Origin of the sequence: Streptomyces sp. NPDC020192 (genome assembly GCF_044388685.1) — a bacterium.
Taxonomy (GTDB): domain Bacteria; phylum Actinomycetota; class Actinomycetes; order Streptomycetales; family Streptomycetaceae; genus Streptomyces.
This window is the reverse complement of sequence record NZ_JBIRXG010000015.1, coordinates 155230-173997: the sequence shown is the minus strand read 5'-3', so window position 1 is coordinate 173997 and position 18768 is coordinate 155230. Positions and strand designations below refer to the sequence as shown.

Annotated in this window: 18 protein-coding genes and 1 tRNA gene; 13 read left to right on the top strand and 6 right to left on the bottom strand. The window is 70.7% G+C overall.

Going from position 1 to position 18768, the window contains the following annotated elements:
- Nucleotides 1-67: 67 nt before the first annotated feature.
- The 6 genes from ACH47Z_RS27715 to ACH47Z_RS27690 all read left to right on the top strand — a co-directional run bounded on the left by ACH47Z_RS27715 (nucleotide 68) and on the right by ACH47Z_RS27690 (nucleotide 4196).
- Nucleotides 68-1102, top strand: coding sequence for an ABC transporter ATP-binding protein (locus tag ACH47Z_RS27715; protein WP_399078235.1), 1035 nt, complete (start codon nucleotides 68-70; stop codon nucleotides 1100-1102).
- Nucleotides 1099-1740, top strand: a complete 642-nt coding sequence (locus tag ACH47Z_RS27710) for an ABC transporter permease (RefSeq protein WP_399078233.1) — start codon at nucleotides 1099-1101, stop codon at nucleotides 1738-1740. Before ACH47Z_RS27715 ends, ACH47Z_RS27710 begins: the two co-directional genes overlap by 4 nt.
- Nucleotides 1740-2402: an ABC transporter permease gene (locus ACH47Z_RS27705; RefSeq protein WP_399078231.1), complete on the top strand. Its 663-nt coding sequence runs from the start codon at nucleotides 1740-1742 to the stop codon at nucleotides 2400-2402. The genes ACH47Z_RS27710 and ACH47Z_RS27705 overlap by 1 nt, the downstream gene beginning before the upstream one ends.
- A gap of 13 nt (nucleotides 2403-2415) precedes the next feature.
- The gene (locus tag ACH47Z_RS27700) at nucleotides 2416-3348 is read left to right on the top strand and encodes an ABC transporter substrate-binding protein (protein ID WP_399078229.1); all 933 of its coding nucleotides are present in this window, start codon (nucleotides 2416-2418) and stop codon (nucleotides 3346-3348) included.
- A 76-nt stretch (nucleotides 3349-3424) separates the two neighbouring features.
- The gene (locus tag ACH47Z_RS27695; protein WP_399078227.1) at nucleotides 3425-3709 is read left to right on the top strand and encodes a hypothetical protein; all 285 of its coding nucleotides are present in this window, start codon (nucleotides 3425-3427) and stop codon (nucleotides 3707-3709) included.
- A 61-nt stretch (nucleotides 3710-3770) separates the two neighbouring features.
- Nucleotides 3771-4196, top strand: a complete 426-nt coding sequence (locus tag ACH47Z_RS27690; protein WP_399078225.1) for a hypothetical protein — start codon at nucleotides 3771-3773, stop codon at nucleotides 4194-4196.
- A 17-nt stretch (nucleotides 4197-4213) separates the two neighbouring features.
- Here ACH47Z_RS27690 and ACH47Z_RS27685 read toward each other — a convergent pair whose 3' ends face one another.
- Complete coding sequence (locus tag ACH47Z_RS27685; protein WP_399078223.1) at nucleotides 4214-4975, bottom strand: SDR family oxidoreductase; 762 nt, start codon at nucleotides 4973-4975, stop codon at nucleotides 4214-4216.
- 163 nt (nucleotides 4976-5138) lie between these two features.
- Between ACH47Z_RS27685 and ACH47Z_RS27680 the strand changes: the two genes are divergently transcribed.
- On the top strand, nucleotides 5139-5972 hold the full coding sequence (locus ACH47Z_RS27680; protein WP_399078382.1) for a helix-turn-helix transcriptional regulator: 834 nt from the start codon (nucleotides 5139-5141) through the stop codon (nucleotides 5970-5972).
- A gap of 344 nt (nucleotides 5973-6316) precedes the next feature.
- On the opposite strand, the gene ACH47Z_RS27675 is transcribed toward ACH47Z_RS27680, so the two are convergent.
- Nucleotides 6317-7708, bottom strand: coding sequence for a cystathionine beta-synthase (locus ACH47Z_RS27675; RefSeq protein WP_399078221.1), 1392 nt, complete (start codon nucleotides 7706-7708; stop codon nucleotides 6317-6319).
- A 164-nt stretch (nucleotides 7709-7872) separates the two neighbouring features.
- Between ACH47Z_RS27675 and ACH47Z_RS27670 the strand changes: the two genes are divergently transcribed.
- The 3 genes from ACH47Z_RS27670 (at nucleotide 7873) to ACH47Z_RS27660 (ending at nucleotide 11831) form a co-directional block, all read left to right on the top strand.
- Nucleotides 7873-8892, top strand: coding sequence for an SGNH/GDSL hydrolase family protein (locus ACH47Z_RS27670; RefSeq protein ID WP_399078219.1), 1020 nt, complete (start codon nucleotides 7873-7875; stop codon nucleotides 8890-8892).
- Nucleotides 8893-9547: 655 nt separating this feature from the next.
- A complete protein-coding gene (locus ACH47Z_RS27665) occupies nucleotides 9548-10765 on the top strand; it encodes an acetyl-CoA C-acetyltransferase (protein WP_399078217.1) in 1218 nt (405 codons plus the stop codon).
- Nucleotides 10766-11048: 283 nt separating this feature from the next.
- Nucleotides 11049-11831, top strand: a complete 783-nt coding sequence (locus ACH47Z_RS27660) for a hypothetical protein (RefSeq protein ID WP_399078215.1) — start codon at nucleotides 11049-11051, stop codon at nucleotides 11829-11831.
- Nucleotides 11832-11838: 7 nt separating this feature from the next.
- Here ACH47Z_RS27660 and ACH47Z_RS27655 read toward each other — a convergent pair whose 3' ends face one another.
- Nucleotides 11839-12150 (bottom strand): hypothetical protein, encoded by a 312-nt coding sequence (locus tag ACH47Z_RS27655; protein ID WP_399078213.1) that lies wholly within the window; start codon nucleotides 12148-12150, stop codon nucleotides 11839-11841.
- Between the two features lie 99 nt (nucleotides 12151-12249).
- On the opposite strand from ACH47Z_RS27655, the gene ACH47Z_RS27650 reads away from it, so the two are divergent.
- Nucleotides 12250-12480 carry a DUF4287 domain-containing protein gene (locus ACH47Z_RS27650; protein ID WP_020940491.1) on the top strand — a complete coding sequence of 77 codons (231 nt, stop codon included), beginning with the start codon at nucleotides 12250-12252 and terminating at the stop codon, nucleotides 12478-12480.
- A gap of 57 nt (nucleotides 12481-12537) precedes the next feature.
- Here ACH47Z_RS27650 and ACH47Z_RS27645 read toward each other — a convergent pair whose 3' ends face one another.
- From ACH47Z_RS27645 to ACH47Z_RS27635, 3 genes are all read right to left on the bottom strand, one after another.
- Nucleotides 12538-13398, bottom strand: a complete 861-nt coding sequence (locus ACH47Z_RS27645; RefSeq protein ID WP_399078211.1) for a Bax inhibitor-1/YccA family protein — start codon at nucleotides 13396-13398, stop codon at nucleotides 12538-12540.
- Nucleotides 13399-13594: 196 nt separating this feature from the next.
- Nucleotides 13595-14770: a 4-hydroxybenzoate 3-monooxygenase gene (locus ACH47Z_RS27640; RefSeq protein ID WP_399078209.1), complete on the bottom strand. Its 1176-nt coding sequence runs from the start codon at nucleotides 14768-14770 to the stop codon at nucleotides 13595-13597.
- Nucleotides 14771-14898: 128 nt separating this feature from the next.
- Nucleotides 14899-14985 (bottom strand) — tRNA-Leu (locus ACH47Z_RS27635).
- Nucleotides 14986-15465: 480 nt separating this feature from the next.
- On the opposite strand from ACH47Z_RS27635, the gene ACH47Z_RS27630 reads away from it, so the two are divergent.
- Together ACH47Z_RS27630 and ACH47Z_RS27625 are read left to right on the top strand one after the other, a co-directional pair.
- Nucleotides 15466-16236, top strand: a complete 771-nt coding sequence (locus ACH47Z_RS27630) for an ABC transporter ATP-binding protein (RefSeq protein ID WP_399078207.1) — start codon at nucleotides 15466-15468, stop codon at nucleotides 16234-16236.
- Complete coding sequence (locus ACH47Z_RS27625) at nucleotides 16236-18764, top strand: ABC transporter permease (protein ID WP_399078206.1); 2529 nt, start codon at nucleotides 16236-16238, stop codon at nucleotides 18762-18764. Before ACH47Z_RS27630 ends, ACH47Z_RS27625 begins: the two co-directional genes overlap by 1 nt.
- The last annotated feature ends 4 nt before the right edge of the window (nucleotides 18765-18768 follow it).

Below are 18768 nucleotides of genomic sequence, written 5' to 3'. Positions count from 1 at the left end.
CCGTTGACAAGCTATTCACACACCAAGAACTCTGCATGACGTTATACAGCCGGGCAAGGGACATCTCATGATCCAGTTCGACGCGGTCCACAAGCGCTTTCCCAACGGCACCACAGCTGTCCACGACCTCAACCTGGAGATGCCGGAAGGCGGTATCACCGTCCTGGTCGGATCCTCCGGTTGTGGCAAGACCACCACTCTTCGGATGATCAACCGGATGGTCGAACCGACCTCGGGCACCATCCGCGTCGGCGGCAAGGACGTCACCCGGCAGGCCGCGGCCGAACTGCGCCGCTCCATCGGCTACGTCATCCAGCAGGCCGGCCTCTTCCCGCACCGCACGGTGCTCGACAACATCGCCACCGTCCCGCTCCTGCTCGGCTGGAACCGCAGGAAGGCCCGCGCCCGCGCAGCCGAACTGCTGGAGACCGTCGGGCTGGCCCCCGAGACCGGCAAGCGTTACCCGCACCAGCTCTCCGGCGGCCAGCAACAGCGCGTCGGCGTCGCCCGCGCGCTCGCCGCCGACCCGCCCGTGCTGCTCATGGACGAGCCGTTCGGCGCGGTCGACCCGGTCGTCCGCACCCAGCTCCAGGACGAACTGCTCAGGCTCCAAGCCGAGTTGAGCAAGACCATCGTGTTCGTCACGCACGACATCGACGAGGCGGTGCGGCTCGGCGACCAGATCGCGGTGTTCCGCACGGGCGGCCATCTCATCCAGTGCGCCCCGCCCGCCGAACTCCTGGCCCGCCCGGCCGACGAGTTCGTGGCCGGCTTCCTCGGCGCCGAGCGCGGCCTGAAGCTGCTGTCCCTGAAGACCCTCGCCGACGTCCCGCAGGGACCGGCCCCCGAGGGCGGCACCTGGACCCTCGTCCTCGACGCACAGCGCAAGCCCCTCCACTGGGCTGCCGAGGACGCCGAGATCCCCGTACGCCCGCTGACGGACACCGACTCCCTCCTGTCCGCCCTCAACGAGTCGGTCGCCTCCCCCACCGGCCTGATCGCCCGCGTCGACGCCGACGGCGTCCTCACCGGTGTCTCCTCCCGCAACGACATCCACGAACACGCCGGGCGCGCCCACGCGGAAGTGCGGGTGGCCGCATGACGATCGACTGGTCCTGGATATCCGCGCACACCGACGACCTCACCACCCTGACGCTCTCCCACCTCCAGGCCGCCCTCACGGCCGTCGCCCTCGGCCTGCTGATCTCGCTCCCGCTGGCCGTGGTCGCCCACCGCCTCCCCCGGCTGCGCGGCGTGCTGCTCGGCATCTCCAACGTCCTGTTCACGATCCCGTCGATCGCGATCTTCGTCCTGCTGCTGCCGGTCAGCGGCCTCACCCGTACCACCACCGTGACCGGCCTGACCGTCTACACCCTGGTCGTCCTGGTGCGGAACACCGTCGAGGGCCTGGACTCGGTCCCCGTGAAGGTGAAGGAGGCCGCGAAGGCGATGGGCACGCGCCCGCTGCGCACGCTCCTCACCGTCGAGTTCCCCCTCGCGCTCCCCGTGATCTTCGCCGGCGTCCGCATCGCCACCGTCATGTCGATCTCCCTCGTCTCCGTCGCCACCTACATCGGCGACGGCGGCCTCGGCCAGCTCTTCACCGACGGCTTCCAGCGCAACTTCCCGACCCCGGTGATCGCCGGAGTGGTCCTCACCCTGCTCCTCGCCGTCGTCGCGGACGCGGTGCTGGTCGCCGTCCAGTACGCCCTCACCCCCTGGGCCAGGAGGCGATCCTGATGTACGAACTGCTCAAGAACCTCGGGACGTGGCTGGTCAGCGGCTCCCAGTGGACCGGCCCCGACGGCATCGCGCACCGCCTCGCCGAACACCTCCAGTACTCCCTGCTGGCCACCCTCATCGCCGCCGCCATCGGCCTCCCGCTCGGGCTGCTGATCGGCCACACCGGCAAGGGCGCGTTCCTCGCGATCAACCTCGCCTCCTTCGGCCGCGCGCTGCCGACCGTCGGCCTGGTCGTGCTGGTCTTCCTGGCCGGCGGCCTGTCGATGCTGCCCGTCTACGTCGCCCTGGTCGCCCTCGCCGTCCCTGCGATCGTCACCAACACCTACGCCGGCATGACGGCCGTCGACCCGGACGTGAAGGACGCGGCGCGCGGCCAGGGCATGCGCGGCCACCAGGTCCTGTTCCAGGTCGAGCTGCCGCTCGCGCTGCCACTGATCATGACGGGCCTGCGCCTTGCCCTGATCCAGGTCGTCGCCACCGCGACCATCGCCGCGTACGTCTCCTTCGGCGGCCTGGGCCGCTACGTCTTCGACGGCCTCGCCCAGCGCGACCTGGTCCAGGTGCTCGGCGGCGCGGTGCTGGTCGCCGTCGTCGCCGTCGTCCTGGACGTGGCCCTGGCCACCCTCCAGCGCTTCCTCTTCCGCCACCGCACCGCGTAGGGAACCCCCTGACATGAACCGACGTACTGCCCTCGGCGGCCTGCTCGCGGTCGCCTCCGTCCCCGCCCTCTCCGCCTGCGCGGGCGGCATCACCTCCCTCAACGGCCAGGGCTCGAACGCCGGCGGTGGTGGCTCCAGCAAGGGCGGAGTCACCATCGGCACGGCCAACTTCACCGAGAACCAGGTGCTCGGCTACCTCTACGCCGCCGCTCTGAAGGGCGCCGGGGTGAAGGTGACCGTCCGCCCCAACCTCGGCACCCGCGAGATCGTCATCCCGGCCCTCAGGGGCGGCGACATCGACCTGCTGCCCGAGTACCAGGGCGCCCTCCTCAACTACCTCGCCCCGAAGGCCACCGCCGCCGAGTCGGGCGAGATGCAGAACGCCCTCACCCTCGCCATGCCGTCCGGCCTGCAGGTGCTGCCGTACGGCATGGCGGAGGACTCGGACGCCTTCGTCGTCACACGGGAGACGGCGAAGAAGTACGGGCTGGCGTCCCTCGCCGACCTGAAGAAGCAGAACGGCAAGCTGGTCATCGGCGCCGCGCCCGAGGTGAAGAAGCGCCAGGTCGGCGCGGTCGGCCTGAAGGACGTGTACGGCGTGGAGTTCAAGGAGTTCAAGTCGCTCGACTCCGACGGGCCACTGGTCAAGGGCGCGTTGAAGAAGGGCGACGTGGACGTGGCGAACCTGTTCACCACCGACACCGACATCAAGGCCAACGACTGGGTGGTGCTCACCGACCCCGCGTACCTGATCCCCAGCCAGCACATCGTCCCGCTCATCGCCGACCGCAAGGCCGATGACACCGTCCGCAAGGCCCTCGCCAGGCTGGGCAATCTGCTGACCACCGCCCAGCTCACCGAGCTGAACCGGCAGGTCGACAAGGACAAGAAGGACCCCGAGGACGTGGCGAACGCCTACGCCAAGCAGCACGGACTGGTGCAGTAGACGGCCGGCCTGGTGGAGCGACGGAGTGTAATGACTCCCATGCTTGTCGTGAACAGAAGCTCCATGAAAGGCACTCTTGGTACGACTGCTCGGGCACGAGCGGTGCGGGGCGGTCGCGGCCACGCTGGAGCATCTGCACACCGGGGCGGCCGTACCGGGGCATCTGGAGCTGCTGGTGCAGGAGATCGCCCCCGCCGCCCGGCGCACCCGGGGGCTGGGCGGGGACTGGGCCGAGCACACGATGCGGGCGCATACCGCATGGGTGCGGGACGTGATCCGCTCCGACCCGGCGTTCGGCTCCGCCGCGGTGGAGGCGGGCCGGCTGGACCTCGGCACCGGGGCGGTCGGACTGCTGCCCTGAGCCGGGACAGGGGGGCTATCCCCAGTGCGCCCGGGGCGGCCGCTTTCCTAACCTGAACGGCATGAACACTCTGGACCCGCGGGACGTGGACCTGCGCAAGGACCTCGACGCCACGGTGCGGGCACGCCATGACCTGGGCGAGGACTACGACGCCGCGCTGCTGGACTCCTTCCTGGAGAAGGTCGAGCAGCGCATCGACGACGCGGTGGACCGCCGGGTGCGGCGGCACCTGGCCGAGCAGCAGATGGCGAGCGCGCGCGGCGCCCGGCGCCCGAAGAGCGCCGACACCTGGCCGGAGCGCTTCGGGCTCGCGATCATCTCGCTGGTCCTGGCGATCCCGCTGACCGCCGTCGCCGGCGGCGTCGCGGGGACGGCCGGGACGGTGGCCGCCTGGCTCGGGATCGTCGGCGTCAACTTCGCCCAGGCGGTCCGGTACAACCCCGAGCTGTTCTCCGGCCGCCGCGCCCGCTCCCGCGAGGACGACTGACGAGGACGCCTGACCCGTCACGCCTGCCGGGTCGGCAGGACCATGATCTGGCGCAGGTTGACGTGCCGGGGCCGGCTGGTGGCGTAGGCGACGACGTCCGCGACCTCCGCGGCCGACAGGCCGCCGATCGCCTCGAACATGCCGTCCAGCTGCCCGGCCAGCTCGGCGCTGCCGACGTGGTCCTTCAGCTCGGTCTCCGTCAGCCCCGGCTCGACGTTGGTCACCCGCACGTCCCGCGGCCCGAACTCGGTGCGCAGGGACTGCGAGAGATAGGTGACGGCGGCCTTCGTGGCGCCGTACACCGCGTAGTTGGGGAACGGGATGTGGGCGCCGATGGAGGAGATGTTCACCAGGTCGGCGGTGCGCCCCTCGCCGGCCGCGCCCACCAGGTCGGCGCCGAAGGCACGGATGACCCGCAGCACTCCGGTGACGTTGGTGTCGAGCATCCGCTGCCACTCGTCGATGCGGCCGTCGGCGACCGGGTTCGGGAGCATGACGCCGGCGTTGTTCACGACCAGGTCGACGGCGCCGAACGTCTCGTGCACCAGGTCGCGGGCGGCTGCAACGGACGAGTCGTCGGTGACGTCGGCGGCGACGGCGAGCGCCTCGCCCCCGTCGGCCCGGATCTTCTCCACCAGCGCCTGAAGCCGGTCGGCACGCCGGGCCAGCAGCGCCACCCGGGCGCCCTCGGCGGCGAGCCGCACCGCGAGCGCCTCGCCGATGCCGCTGGCGGCTCCGGTGACGACGGCGGTGCGGCCGGACAGGTTCGGGTACGACATGGGTGTTCCCCCTGGGTGTGGGCACCGGGGCTGCTCCCCGGCGGCTGACACCACCCTCGCCGGACCCGGCGGCCGTACCCAGGGATGCGCTTTTCCTGGGTCTGCCAGTACCAGGTTCGGGCGCGGCCGCTCCCCTACGATCGATCCCATGGACGGGGACTGGCTGGAAGGGGAAGTCGGCGACTTCCTGCGCTCGCGCCGTGCACGTATCCAGCCCGAGGAGGTGGGGCTGCCCGGACACGGGCGGCGCCGCGTACCGGGCCTGCGCCGCGAGGAGGTGGCCCAGCTCGCGGGCGTGAGCGTCGACTACTACATCCGGCTGGAGCAGGGCCGGGGGCCGAGCGTCAGTGACGCGGTGCTGGACGCGGTCGCCCGGGTGCTGCGGCTGGACGCGACCGAGCACGCCTATCTGCGGACGGTGGCCCGCTCGCGGAACCGGCGGAAGGGCGAACGCTGCCGCCGGCAGCCCGCCCCCCGCGTGCGCCCCGGCGTGCAGACCCTGCTCGACGGCATGGAGCGCAGCCCGGCGTTCGTGCTGGGCCGCCGGATGGACGTGCTCGCGTGGAACGCGCTCGGCGACGCGGTGAACGGCTTCAGCCGCATGTCTCCGGCGGAGCGCAACATGCCCCGGCAGGTCTTCCTGAACCCGGCCGCCCGTGACCTGTACCCCGAGTGGTCCGCGGTGGCCGCGACGACGGTGGCCAACCTGCGGCTGGCCGCCGGGAAGTACGCCGACGACCCCGAGCTGTGCGCGCTGGTCGGCGAACTCTCCCTGAAGAGCGAGGACTTCCGCCGGCTCTGGGCGGACCACGAGGTCAGGGAGTGCGCGTACGGCGTGAAGAAGGTCCGGCACCCGGTGGCGGGCCTGCTGACCCTGCCGTACGAGACCCTGACGGTCGGGCACGACCCGGAACAGACGATCGTGGTGTACACGCCGGAGCCGGGCTCGGAGACGGCGGAGCGGCTGGCGCTGCTGGGGAGCTGGACGACCGTCTAGAAGGCCACTGTCCAGAAAGCTTTCGCGGGGACCGCCGCACCCCCGTTGCCGGGGGGCGGGACGACGGCGGTCCCCGCGAGGGACGCGTGCCGGGTCAGGGCCGGGCTTGCGCGTCCGTGGCGTCCATGGAGGTCCGGGAGCCGCTCCGGAGGTCCTTGGCGCCGTTCGGTGTCGGCCGGGGCGGGGAGCCGCTCCCGCCCTGCCGACACCCACCAATGTGCCGGACCCGTGTTAAGCGTGTGCTGCGCGGACGTGACACGCTCGTACCACTTCCGCGAAGTCCGCCCCACCGGCAGACCACCGGCAAGCGCCGCACGGAAACCGGCAGTTCACCGTGCGTTCGGCTACTGCTTGCCGCCCTTGGCGAGGAACGCCAGCAGGTCCTGCCGGCTGACCACACCGGTGGGCTTGCCCTCGACGAGGACGATCGCCGCGTCCGCCGTACCGAGCACGGACATCAGGTCGCCGACGGGCTCACCGGAGCCGACCTGCGGCAGCGGGGCGGACATGTGCTTCTCCAGCGGGTCCTCCAGGGACGCCCGCTGGGAGAACAGGGCGTCCAGCAGCTCCCGTTCCACGACCGAGCCGACGACCTCGGCGGCCATCACGTCCGGGTGACCGGCGCCCGGCTTGACGACCGGCATCTGCGAGACGCCGTACTCGCGCAGCACCTCGATGGCCTGGCCGACGGTCTCCTCCGGGTGCATGTGCACCAGGGAGGGGATGGTGCCGCCCGCCTTGTGGTTCAGGACGTCGGCGACGCGGGCGCTGGGGCCCTCGTCCTCGAGGAAGCCGTAGTCGGCCATCCACTCGTCGTTGAAGATCTTGCTGAGGTACCCGCGCCCGCTGTCCGGCAGCAGCACGACCACCACGTCGTCCGGGCCGAGCCGCTCGGCGACCCGGAGCGCGGCCACGACGGCCATGCCGCAGGAGCCGCCCACCAGCAGGCCCTCCTCCTTGGCCAGGCGGCGGGTCATCTGGAAGGAGTCCTTGTCGGAGACCGGGACGATCTCGTCGGCGATGGTGCGGTCATAGGCGGTCGGCCAGAAGTCCTCACCCACGCCCTCGACGAGATACGGCCGCCCGGAGCCGCCGGAGTAGACGGAGCCCTCCGGGTCGGCGCCGACGACCTTGACCCTGCCGTCGCTGGCGTCCTTCAGATAGCGGCCGGTGCCGGAGATGGTGCCGCCGGTACCCACGCCCGCCACGAAGTGGGTGATCTTCCCCTCGGTCTGCTCCCACAGCTCGGGGCCGGTCGAGTGATAGTGCGAGAGCGGGTTGTTGGGGTTGGAGTACTGGTCCGGCTTCCAGGCGCCCGGGGTCTCGCGCACGAGCCGGTCGGAGACGTTGTAGTACGAGTCGGGGTGCTCGGGGTCCACGGCGGTCGGGCACACGACGACCTCCGCGCCGTACGCGCGCAGCACGTTGATCTTGTCGGTGCTCACCTTGTCAGGGCACACGAAGATGCACTTGTACCCCTTCTGCTGAGCGACGATCGCGAGCCCCACGCCGGTGTTCCCGCTGGTCGGCTCGACGATGGTGCCGCCCGGCTTCAGCTCTCCGCTCTGCTCGGCGGCCTCGATCATGCGCAGGGCGATGCGGTCCTTCACGGAGCCGCCGGGGTTGAAGTACTCGACCTTGGCAAGGACGGTCGCCTGGATGCCCTTGGTCACGTTGTTGAGCCGCACCAGCGGGGTGTTGCCGACGAGGCTGATCATCGAGTCGTGGAATTGCACCGTTGTCTCCGGTTGCTGTGCACAAAAACAGTGGTCGTAGTGGTCACGCCAGCCTACGGCCCACGGGTGAGACGTGGTGGTCGTTCACTCCCCGTTGAGATTGGCACACGGGCTGTACGGGGCAAGGAGTGGATGTACGGCTACGAGGGAGGTGGCGGCGACGCATGACGAACCTGTCGAGGGCACGAGTGGCCCGGCGCATCGCGGCCGGAGCGGCGTACGGCGGTGGCGGGGCCGGTCTGGTCGGCGCGGCCGCCGTCGGTCTGCTGCTGGCCGAGGTACGGCTGGCCCGGCGCCATGTGGGCAACGGCAGCGGCGGCCGGGTCCCGGCGGCCGACGGCATCTACGGCCTCACCTACGACGTCCCCGGCGAACCTCCCCTCAGGCTGACCATGCTCGGCGACTCGACGGCGGCCGGGCAGGGCGTGCACCGGGCGGGCCAGACACCGGGGGCGCTGCTGGCCTCGGGACTGGCGGCGGTGGCGGAACGCCCGGTGGAACTCCGTAATGTGGCGTCGCCGGGGGCGCAGTCGGACGACCTGGACCGCCAGGTGGCCTCGGTACTGTCATCACCGTTTCCCCTCCCCGACATCTGCGTGATCATGATCGGCGCGAACGATGTGACGCACCGGATGCCGCCGACCCGTTCGGTACGGCACCTGTCCGCGGCGGTACGACGGCTGCGCACGGCCGGGGCGGAGGTGGTGGTCGGCACCTGCCCCGATCTCGGCACGATCGAGCCGGTGCAGCAGCCACTGCGCTGGCTGGCCCGGCGTGCCTCGCGGCAGCTGGCGGCGGCCCAGACGATCGGGGTGGTGGAACAGGGGGGCCGCACGGTGTCCCTGGGCGACCTGCTGGGCCCGGAGTTCGAGGCCAATCCCCGGGAACTCTTCGGCCCGGACAACTACCACCCCTCGGCCGAGGGCTACGCCACAGCCGCGATGGCGGTCCTGCCGACGGTCTGCGCGGCCCTCGGCCTGTGGCCGGCGGAAGAGGAACGCCCCGACGTGATGCGCCGCGAGGGCTTCCTCCCGGTGGCCCGAGCCGCAGCGGAGGCCGCCTCGGAGGCCGGCACGGAAGTCACCGCGGCGATGCCAACCGGTCCACGCGGCCCCTGGGCCCTGCTGAAACGCAGACGCCGCCGCAGAGTCCCAGAAGCCGAACCGGCAACTCCGTCGACATAACCTTCCTCGCCCGCACGCGCCCACCCGTCTCGGTCGGCTGAGAGGTGCCGCGGGGGCCGGGTATGCCAGCCGACAGGCGCCGGGTCGACCCGGGGGTCGCATGGAGCCGCCGGGTCGACCGGCGGGTGCCGGGCCGGCGGGACGACCCGGCGGGGCCGGGCCGGCCGGCGAAGGTCGCCTGGAGCCACTGGGTCGACCGGCAAGTACGGGGCGACGCGTCGACCGGCAGGTGCCGGGCGCCGACGGGTCGACCAGCGGGGCCGGGCGGCCGCGCGGGCGGCCGCGACTCGGCGGCGTACACGACAGGCCGACCAGCGAAGGCCACCCCAAAACCGCCAGGCCGACCGGCGAGGGCCGCCTGGAACCGACGGGCCCACCAGCGAGGCCGGGCCGACGGTCCAGCGGCGGGGATTGCCGGGTGGCCGTCAGCCGCGCCACCCTTCTCCTGCCCGCCCACCCCCAGCCCCCACAGCAACTTCTCGGCCGAGCGAGACGGGTGGGAGGGTGGGCGGTGGGGGTTCTGGGCCGCGGGCCAAGCAAGCGCTTGGAAACTGCGGTCAGTGTCACACCCCGACACCGGTGACCCAGGCCATACGTACCGGTAACTTCCCAACCGGCCCTGCCTACACAACAAACCCCGTCCACTGGAGCCGTGATGCCCGAAGCCGTCATCGTCTCGACCGCCCGCTCCCCCATCGGCCGCGCCGTCAAGGGCTCCCTGAAGGACCTGCGCCCCGACGACCTGACCGCCACGATCATCCAGGCCGCACTCGCCAAGATCCCCGAGCTGGACCCCCGGGACATCGACGACCTGATGCTCGGCTGCGGCCTGCCCGGCGGTGAGCAGGGGCACAACCTCGGTCGTATCGTCGCCGTACAGATGGGCATGGACCACCTGCCCGGCTGCACGATCACCCGCTACTGCTCCTCCTCCCTCCAGACCTCCCGCATGGCCCTGCACGCCATCAAGGCCGGCGAGGGCGACGTCTTCATCTCGGCCGGTGTCGAGATGGTCTCCCGCTACGCCCACGGCAGCTCCGACATGCCGGGCACCTACAACCCGCTCTTCGCCGAGGCACAGGCCCGCACCGAGGCTGTCGCCCAGCAGGAGGGCACGACCTGGCACGACCCGCGCGAGGACGGCCTGCTGCCCGACCCGTACATCGCGATGGGGCAGACCGCCGAGAACCTGGCCCGTGCCAAGGGCATCACCCGCCAGGACATGGACGAGTTCGGCGTCCGCTCGCAGAACCTCGCCGAGGAAGCCATCAAGAACGGCTTCTGGGAGCGCGAGATCACCCCGGTCACCCTCCCCGACGGCACCGTCGTCAGCAAGGACGACGGCCCCCGCGCCGGCGTCACCCTGGAGGGTGTGGCGGGCCTCAAGCCGGTCTTCCGCCCGGACGGCCTGGTCACCGCCGGCAACTGCTGCCCGCTCAACGACGGCGCCGCCGCCGTCGTCATCATGTCCGACACCAAGGCCCGCGAGCTGGGCCTGACCCCGCTCGCCCGCATCGTGTCCACCGGCGTCTCCGGCCTGTCCCCCGAGATCATGGGCCTCGGCCCGGTCGAGGCCAGCCAGCAGGCCCTGCGCCGCGCCGGCCTGACCATCGACGACATCGACCTGGTCGAGATCAACGAGGCCTTCGCCGCCCAGGTGATCCCCTCCTACCGTGACCTCGGCATCGACCTGGACAAGCTGAACGTCAACGGCGGCGCCATCGCCGTGGGCCACCCCTTCGGCATGACCGGCGCCCGCATCACCGGCACGCTCATCAACTCCCTGCAGTTCCACGACAAGCAGTTCGGCCTGGAGACGATGTGCGTCGGCGGCGGCCAGGGCATGGCGATGGTCATCGAGCGCCTCAGCTGACCCACCGTCCGTAGCGGGACAGGCACGTTACGTCGTGAATCGGCCCAGAACCCAGAAATCTCCACGGTTCTGGGCCTTTTCGTGATCCAATCTCCCCCAGGATGTGACCTATCTCGCTCGCGGACCACAAGAGTGCAGGTCAACGCAGGTCAGCGCGCCACTCGAAGAATCGACGAGACCAAAGGCCTGTCCGTTTCGTGACGTTACGCACTGACAGCTGGATAGTCCACCCTTCAAGCTGATGTAGGAAGTCGGGGGTCGACTTTGAACCGGGAGTACGTCAGTGAGCGCCATGCCGATCGCCCTGCTGCTCACCACGGCCGCCACCGGCGCCGTGGGCGTCGCCGTCCTGCGCACCGTGATGAAGCTGCGCCGTCAGCTCACGGCGCTGCAGCAACAGCTCGCCGAGAACCAGGCGGCCACCACCCGCGCCCTGCTGCCGAGCGCCCGCACCCACGCCGAGGCCGACCAGATACGCGCGGCCGTGGCCGAGGCGCTCGCCGAGGAGCGGGAGCGGGAGCTGGCCGAGGCACGCGCCTTCTGGGCCGCCCAGGAGGCCCGTGACGCCTCCGACGCGCCCTCGCTGCTCGGCCTGCCCGACACCGAGCTGTTCCTGCCCCGGCAGAGCGACTTCGCCGGCCTGGAGCCGGTGTCCGAGCCGACCACCGAGACCGACGAGTTCGCCGGGGAGTCCCCGGAGCTGGCCGCGGCCCGCCGCCGGCACCCCTCGCACCCCGACTTCGTCCCGGTGCAGTCCCCGGCGGTGAACGACCACGAGCGCACCGTGACCACGCTGGAGCAGCTCGCCGCCGACCGCGTCGAACTGGCCGACGTCCGCCCGGGCCCGCTCGGCACCCTCGACGTCTACGTCTTCGCCGACGGCACCACCCTGTGCATGACCCCGGGCCACCGCGAGACCGCCGAACGCCTGGCAGCGGCCGTGGAATCGGGCGACACCCCCTACCTCCTCGGCGGCTCGGGCATCTCCGGCGCCTACACCCTCACCTTCGCCTGCGGCGAGGAGATGGTCTACATCCTGGCCGACCGGGTCATCGCGTCCCTGTAAGGGCTGCTCAGACCCCCGCCCGCTGCCGCGCCTCCTCCACCAGCCTCACCGCTTCGGCGACCTGGTCCTCACTGCGCAGCACCAGCTCCACGTCATGTGCGGCCACGAGGATTTGGTCGGCCGCTGCGAACATCCCGGCGTCCGGCATCTCCCGGGGCTCACTCCCGGGCTCCTCGACACGCTGCGCCCACCGGGCCAACTCCCGGGCCAGCGCCAGCGCCTCGGCCGCGGCACCCCGCTGAAGTCGGCTCTGCGGCGCCGCGCGCAACCGGTCGGCGAAAAACTCCACTGCTTGGGTCAAGGGCGTCGTATCAACCACGCGCCGAGCGTAACGTGCCGGACTGTTGCCAATACGCGAACGCTCAGGCACGGTGACGTGAAGGACCGGCTTACATCCCCTTTGCGTTCGGAGGCGCCGATGTCCCAGCTCTTCTCCGAGGAGACCCACCGCAATCTGCTCGCCCGCATCCCCCACTGCACCGGTCGTGAAGTCTCCGACTGGCTGCGCACCGTAGAAGAAGGCCCCGCGCTGTTCCGCTTCGAGGAGAAGGTCAGCTGGCTCCGGCACGAGTACGACCTCGCGTACGGCCACGCGAAGGCGATCGTGCACGAGTACGACCTGCGGAGGGCGGCCCGCAAGCTGCTCTAGACCGCGAGAAGGCCCCGGGCTGCGAAGCCCGGGGCCTTCTCAGCCGACGTCGGCCGACTAGTCGTTGTTGGTGAAGATCGCCACCAGCCGCAGCATCTCGACGTAGATCCACACCAGGGTCATGGTGAGACCGAACGCGGCGAGCCAGGACTCGTTGCGCGGGGCGCCGTAGGCGATGCCGTCCTCGATCTGCTTGAAGTCCAGCGTGAGGAAGAACGCGCCGATCAGGATGGCGACGATGCCGACCAGCGCGCCGAGCGGGCCGAAGCTGCGCAGGCCGCCGTTCTCGGCGACGCCGAACGCGACCAGCAGCAGGTTGACCGCCATGACGACCATGAAGGCCATCGCGATGGCGAGGCCCATCCGGGCGTAGCGCGCGGTGACGCGGATCCAGCCCGCCTTGTAGACGAGCAGGGTCGCGCCGGCGACCGCCATCGTGCCGAGCACCGCCTGGAACGGGGCGCCGCTCCAGCGGCTGTTGTACATCTCGCTGATGACGCCGAGGAAGACGCCCTCGAACGCGGCGTACCCCAGGATCAGGGCGGGCGACGGGGTGCGCTTGAAGCTCTGGATCATCGCCAGGACGAACGCGACGATCGCGGAGCCGACGGCCAGGCCGTAGCTCGTCGTCGAGACCGGCAGCAGCGCCCAGGCGAGGACGGCGCCGAGGGCGACCGTGCCGAGCGTCATGGCCGAACGGACGACGACGTCGTCCATCGTCATCCGGTCGGTGGTGACCGGGGCCTGCGGGGGTGCGCCGTACTGAAGGTCCGCTTGCGCGTACGGGTTCTGGGCGTAGGGGTTCTGCGCGTACGGGTTGCCCTGTGCGTACCCGGCCTGCGGTGCGGTGTTGAAGCCGGCGTAGCCGTTGTCGCGGCTGAACCCCCGTCGCGAGAAGACCGGGTTACTGCTCCTCATTTCACTCCTCCACGGCTGCCATGCGCAGCCTTGGCTCAAAGCGTAATGGATTGGCAAAGGATCGACCATGATACCTGAGGAGGATCTTTCCCCTGCCGTGCTCCCCAACACGCTACGCGTGCGGGCGATTCCCGGCCACGGGTGATCGCGTTCCATGACGAACCTGCTACCCGACCGAGACGTACCGACGGCGTTTCTACCCGAGCGGGAACCCCGTGTACGCCTCGGCCAGGTCGGTCTCGGCCGCACGGGAGGAGGCCAGCCGTTCCAGCCGGGCCAGTTGGAGGCGGGCGTCGAAGGGGGTGGCGTCCGGGGCCGGATGGAGCATGGTCGTCATGTCGTAGGAGAACCGCTCGGCCTGCCAGACGCGGCGCAGACAGGTCGCGGAGTAGGCGTCGAGGAGGTCCGGGGAGCCGGTCTCCCGCTCGTGGACGAGTGCGCGGGCGAAGGTGACGACGTCTCCGACGGCGAGGTTCAGGCCCTTGGCGCCGGTCGGCGGGACGATGTGGGCGGCGTCGCCGGCGAGGAAGAGCCGGCCGTGGCGCATCGGTTCGTGGACGAAGGAGCGCATGGGCGTGACCGACTTCTGGGTGATCGGCCCGCGCTCCAGCCGCCAGCCGTCGTCCGTCGCGAAGCGGTGCTCCAGTTCCGCCCAGATCGCGTCGTCCGTCCAGGCGTCGGCGTCCGTGTCGGCGGGGACCTGGAGGTAGAGCCGCGAGACGGACGGGGAGCGCATCGACAGCAGGGCGAAGCCGCGGTCGTGGCGGGCGTAGACGAGTTCGTCGTGCGAGGGCGCGACGTCGGCGAGGATGCCGAGCCAGGCATAGGGGTACGTCCGCTCGAACACGCGCGAGACGGCGGCCGGTACGGCGGCCCGGGCCACGCCCCAGAAGCCGTCGCAGCCGACGACGTAGTCGCACTCCAGCACGTCCTCGCGCCCCTCGTGCCGGAACCGCACCCGCGGACTGTCGCTCTCGGCCCCCTCGACGGTGAGCGCCTCCGCCTCGAACAGCAGCGGCCCGCCCTCCTTCAGCTGAAGGGCGATCAGGTCCTTGCAGACCTCGGTCTGGGCGTACACCGTCACGGACCGCCCGCCGGTGAGGCCGGGGAAGTCGACGCGGTGGCGGGTGCGGTCGAAGCGCAGTTCGATGCCGTCGTGGCGCAGGCCCTCGCGGTCCAGCCGCTCCGCGGCGCCCGCCGCGCGCAGCACGTCCACGGTCCCCTGCTCGAGGATCCCGGCGCGCTGGCGGTGCTCGACGTAGGCGCGGTCGCGGCTCTCCAGGACGACCGAGTCGATGCCGGCGCGGTGCAGCAGCCGCGCGAGCAGCAGCCCGGCCGGCCCCGCTCCGATGATCCCGACGGTGGTGCGCATCGGCTCCGCCCCTTCCTGTCCTACGGTCCGCCATGCTGTTCGTCTGGTGAAATTTTCTTCACCAACTTACGAACGTCGAGTCTCCGCCGGGGCTGTATTCGATGTCAATGGGTGCGAGAGGGGCGCGGTGGTGCCCGGAGCCGGACTTGAACCGGCACGCCCGCGAAGGGGCAGCGAGGTTTAAGCTCGCCGTGTCTGCATTCCACCATCCGGGCAGGCCATGGGCTCCGCGTCGAGGTTCCGAGCCTATCGGGACCCATCCCCCGAACAGCGGAAGGGCGGACCGATGTTGTCTTATTTTATTGACGTCTGAGGGTGCATCAGCCCGCGGAACGCGCCATACGCACTTGCCAGACAGCGTGACGTGAGGCGGGCGCGCACGTACGTGAAATGACGGAATTTCACCGTCCGAACGAGGGCGTTCCACCTGTTCTTGACATCGTTCGACATTGTTTCGACCGTGCCTCGAGTACACGTCGAGCACATCTCGCGCAGAACTCGACCGCGCCTCGACCGCGCCCGAACCTTTCGCCTCTCAGGGTCGGCCGTCCTCCCCAGGTATGACGCGGCGGCCTCCCGTCCGCCCCGAGTCGCCCTCCGGAACCGGAACAGCGACTGACGCCACGCGCCCTTCGCGCCGAGACGATGGAGCGGTCCCCAGGAACACACGCCACCCCCGACAGGAGCACCCTCCCGTGACGACCACACCCACCGCCGACCGGACCACCGCCGTGGCCGCACGCGCCACGGAGCTGTCGAAGATCTACGGACAGGGGGAGACCCGGGTGGTCGCCCTGGACCGGGTCTCGGTCGACTTCCGGCAGGCCGAGTTCACCGCGATCATGGGCCCCTCCGGTTCCGGCAAGTCCACGCTGATGCACTGCGTGGCCGGACTGGACACCTTCTCCTCGGGGTCCGTCAGGATCGGTGACACCGAGCTGGGCTCCCTGAAGGACAAGCAGCTCACCAAGCTCCGCCGGGACAAGATCGGCTTCATCTTCCAGGCCTTCAACCTGCTGCCGACGCTGACCGCGCTGGAGAACATCACCCTCCCGATGGACATCGCGGGGCGCAGGGCCGACAAGCAGTGGCTGGACCGGGTCATCCAGATGGTGGGCCTGTCCGGGCGGCTCAGCCACCGGCCCGCCCAGCTCTCCGGCGGCCAGCAGCAGCGCGTCGCGGTCGCCCGCGCCCTCGCCTCCAAGCCCGACATCATCTTCGGCGACGAGCCGACCGGAAACCTCGACTCGCGCTCCGGCGCCGAGGTGCTCGGCTTCCTGCGCAACTCCGTGCGCGAACTGGGCCAGACCGTCGTCATGGTGACCCACGACCCGGTCGCCGCCGCCTACGCCGACCGCGTCGTCTTCCTCGCCGACGGCCGGATCGTCGACGAGATCTACGGCCCCACCGCCGACGCCGTCCTCGACCTCATGAAGCAGTTCGACGCGAAGGGCCGTACCAGCTGATGTTCCGCACCGCCCTGCGCAACGTCCTCGCGCACAAGGCCCGGCTCCTGATGACCGTGCTCGCCGTCATGCTCGGCGTGGCGTTCGTGTCCGGGACGCTGGTCTTCACCAACACCATCTCCGACGCCTTCCAGAAGAGCTCCGCCAAGGGCTTCGACCAGGTCGACGTCGCTGTACAGCCCAGGTACCAGGACTCCAGCGGCAACCAGGTCGGCAAGCTGCCCGACCTGACCCAGGCCACGCTGGAGAAGGCGGCCAAGGTCCCGGGCGCCGCCTCCGCGACCGGTGTCGTCAGCGGCTTCACCGCGCTCGCCGGCAAGGACGGCAAGCTGGCCGGCGGCGACTGGCAGTCCAACGGCGGCAACTACTGGGGCACCAGGGACGCCCGTTACCCGCTGGTCAGCGGCCACGCCCCGCGCGGCAGGGGCGAGGTGCTGATCGACTCCAAGACCGCCGAGCGCACCGGCTACAAGGTCGGCGACACCGTGCGGCTCTCCGTCGACGGCCCGGTCCTCACCCCGACCGTCGCGGGCGTCTTCACCACCGACGACGGCAACGTCGCCGCGGGCGGCAGCCTCACCCTCTTCGACACCCCGACCGCACAGGCGCTGTTCGGCAAGAAGGGCGCATACGACGAGATCGACGTCAAGGCGGCGCCCGGCACCAGCCAGTCCGCGCTGAAGGCCGCGCTGGACAAGGCCCTGCCCACCCATCTGGTGGAGACCACCACCGGCAAGCAGCTCGCCGACGACCAGGCCAAGCAGATCGCCGACTCGATGAGCGGCCTGAAGCAGGCCCTGCTGGTGTTCGCCGGTATCGCGCTGTTCGTCGGCACGTTCATCATCGCCAACACCTTCACCATGCTGGTCGCCCAGCGCACCCGGGAGCTGGCCCTGATGCGCGCGGTCGGCGCCTCCCGCCGCCAGGTCACCCGCTCGGTGCTGATCGAGGCGTTCGCGGTCGGCACGGTCGCCGGTGTGTCCGGTCTGGCCGCCGGTGTCGGCATCGGCGCGGGTCTGCGCTCGCTGCTGGGCTCCTTCGGCGCGAGCGTGCCCGACGGGCCGCTGGTGATCACCCCCGGCACGGTGGTGGCCGCCCTCGCGGTCGGCATCCTCATCACCATGCTGGCCGCCTGGCTGCCCGGCCGCCGGGCCGCGAAGATCCCGCCGGTGGCGGCGATGAGCAGCGTGCACGCCAAGGCCACCGCCAAGTCGCTGGTGCTGCGCAACACGCTCGGCGCGCTGTTCGCGGCGGCCGGCATCGCGGTGGTCCTCGCGGCCACGACGATGGACACCGACTCCGCCCAGGCCCCGATGGGCATCGGCGCCGTACTCCTGATCATCGGCGTGTTCATCCTGACCCCGCTGCTGTCCCGCCCGCTGATCGCGGCCGCCGCCCCGGTGCTGCGCGTGTTCGGTGTCTCGGGCAAGCTGGCCCGGCAGAACTCGGTGCGCAACCCGCGCCGTACGGCGGCCACCGCCTCGGCGCTGATGATCGGCCTGACCCTGATCACCGGCATGACGGTGATGGCGGGCAGCCTGCAGACGGCGATCGACAAGATGGCGTCCTCGGCGATCCGCGCGGACTACGTCGTCTCGATGGCCAACCGCTCCCCGCTCTCCCCGGACGTGGCGACCAGGCTCGCCGCGACCGACGGCGTCACCGCCAGCAGCCCGCTGCGCAACGCCCCGTCCCGCATCGACGGCAAGACCGAGTTCCTGACCGGGGTCGACGGCGCGTCCATCGGGAAGCTGACCGACCTGAAGGTGGACGACGGCTCCTTCACGGTGAGCGGCACCCAGGTCGTCGTCGACAAGGACCGGGCCAAGGAGTACGGCTGGACGCCCGGTTCGCACTTCACCGCGCACTTCGAGGACGGCAAGGCCCGGCAGCTGACCGTCGCCGGGGTCTACGAGGGCAACGACATGATCAACGGGATCATGCTCGACAACAAGGTCCTCACCCCGCACCTGAAGGACCCGGCCGACATGCAGGTCATGGTCAAGACGGCGGACGGCACCTCCGACGCGACGAAGAGCAGGCTGGCGAAGGTCCTCGGCACCAACCCGGCGATCAAGATCCAGGACAAGAAGGACATCTCCAACGACATCGCGAAGATGTTCTCGACGATGCTGAACATGCTCTACGGCCTGCTCGGCATGGCGGTGATCGTCGCGGTCCTCGGGGTCATCAACACCCTGGCCATGTCGGTCTTCGAGCGCTCCCAGGAGATCGGCATGCTCCGCGCGATCGGCCTGGACCGCAGGGCGGTCAAGCGGATGGTCCGCCTGGAGTCCCTGGTGATCTCCCTGTTCGGCGGTGTGCTCGGCATCGGCCTGGGCGTGTTCTTCGGCTGGGCGGCGGGTCAGCTGCTGGGCACGAAGCTGCCGACGTACGAACTGGTCCTGCCCTGGGGCCGGATGGCGGTCTTCCTGCTGCTGGCGGGCACGGTCGGCGTCCTGGCCGCCCTGTGGCCGGCCCGGCGCGCGGCCCGGCTGAACATGCTGGCGGCGATCAAGGCCGAGTAGTCGT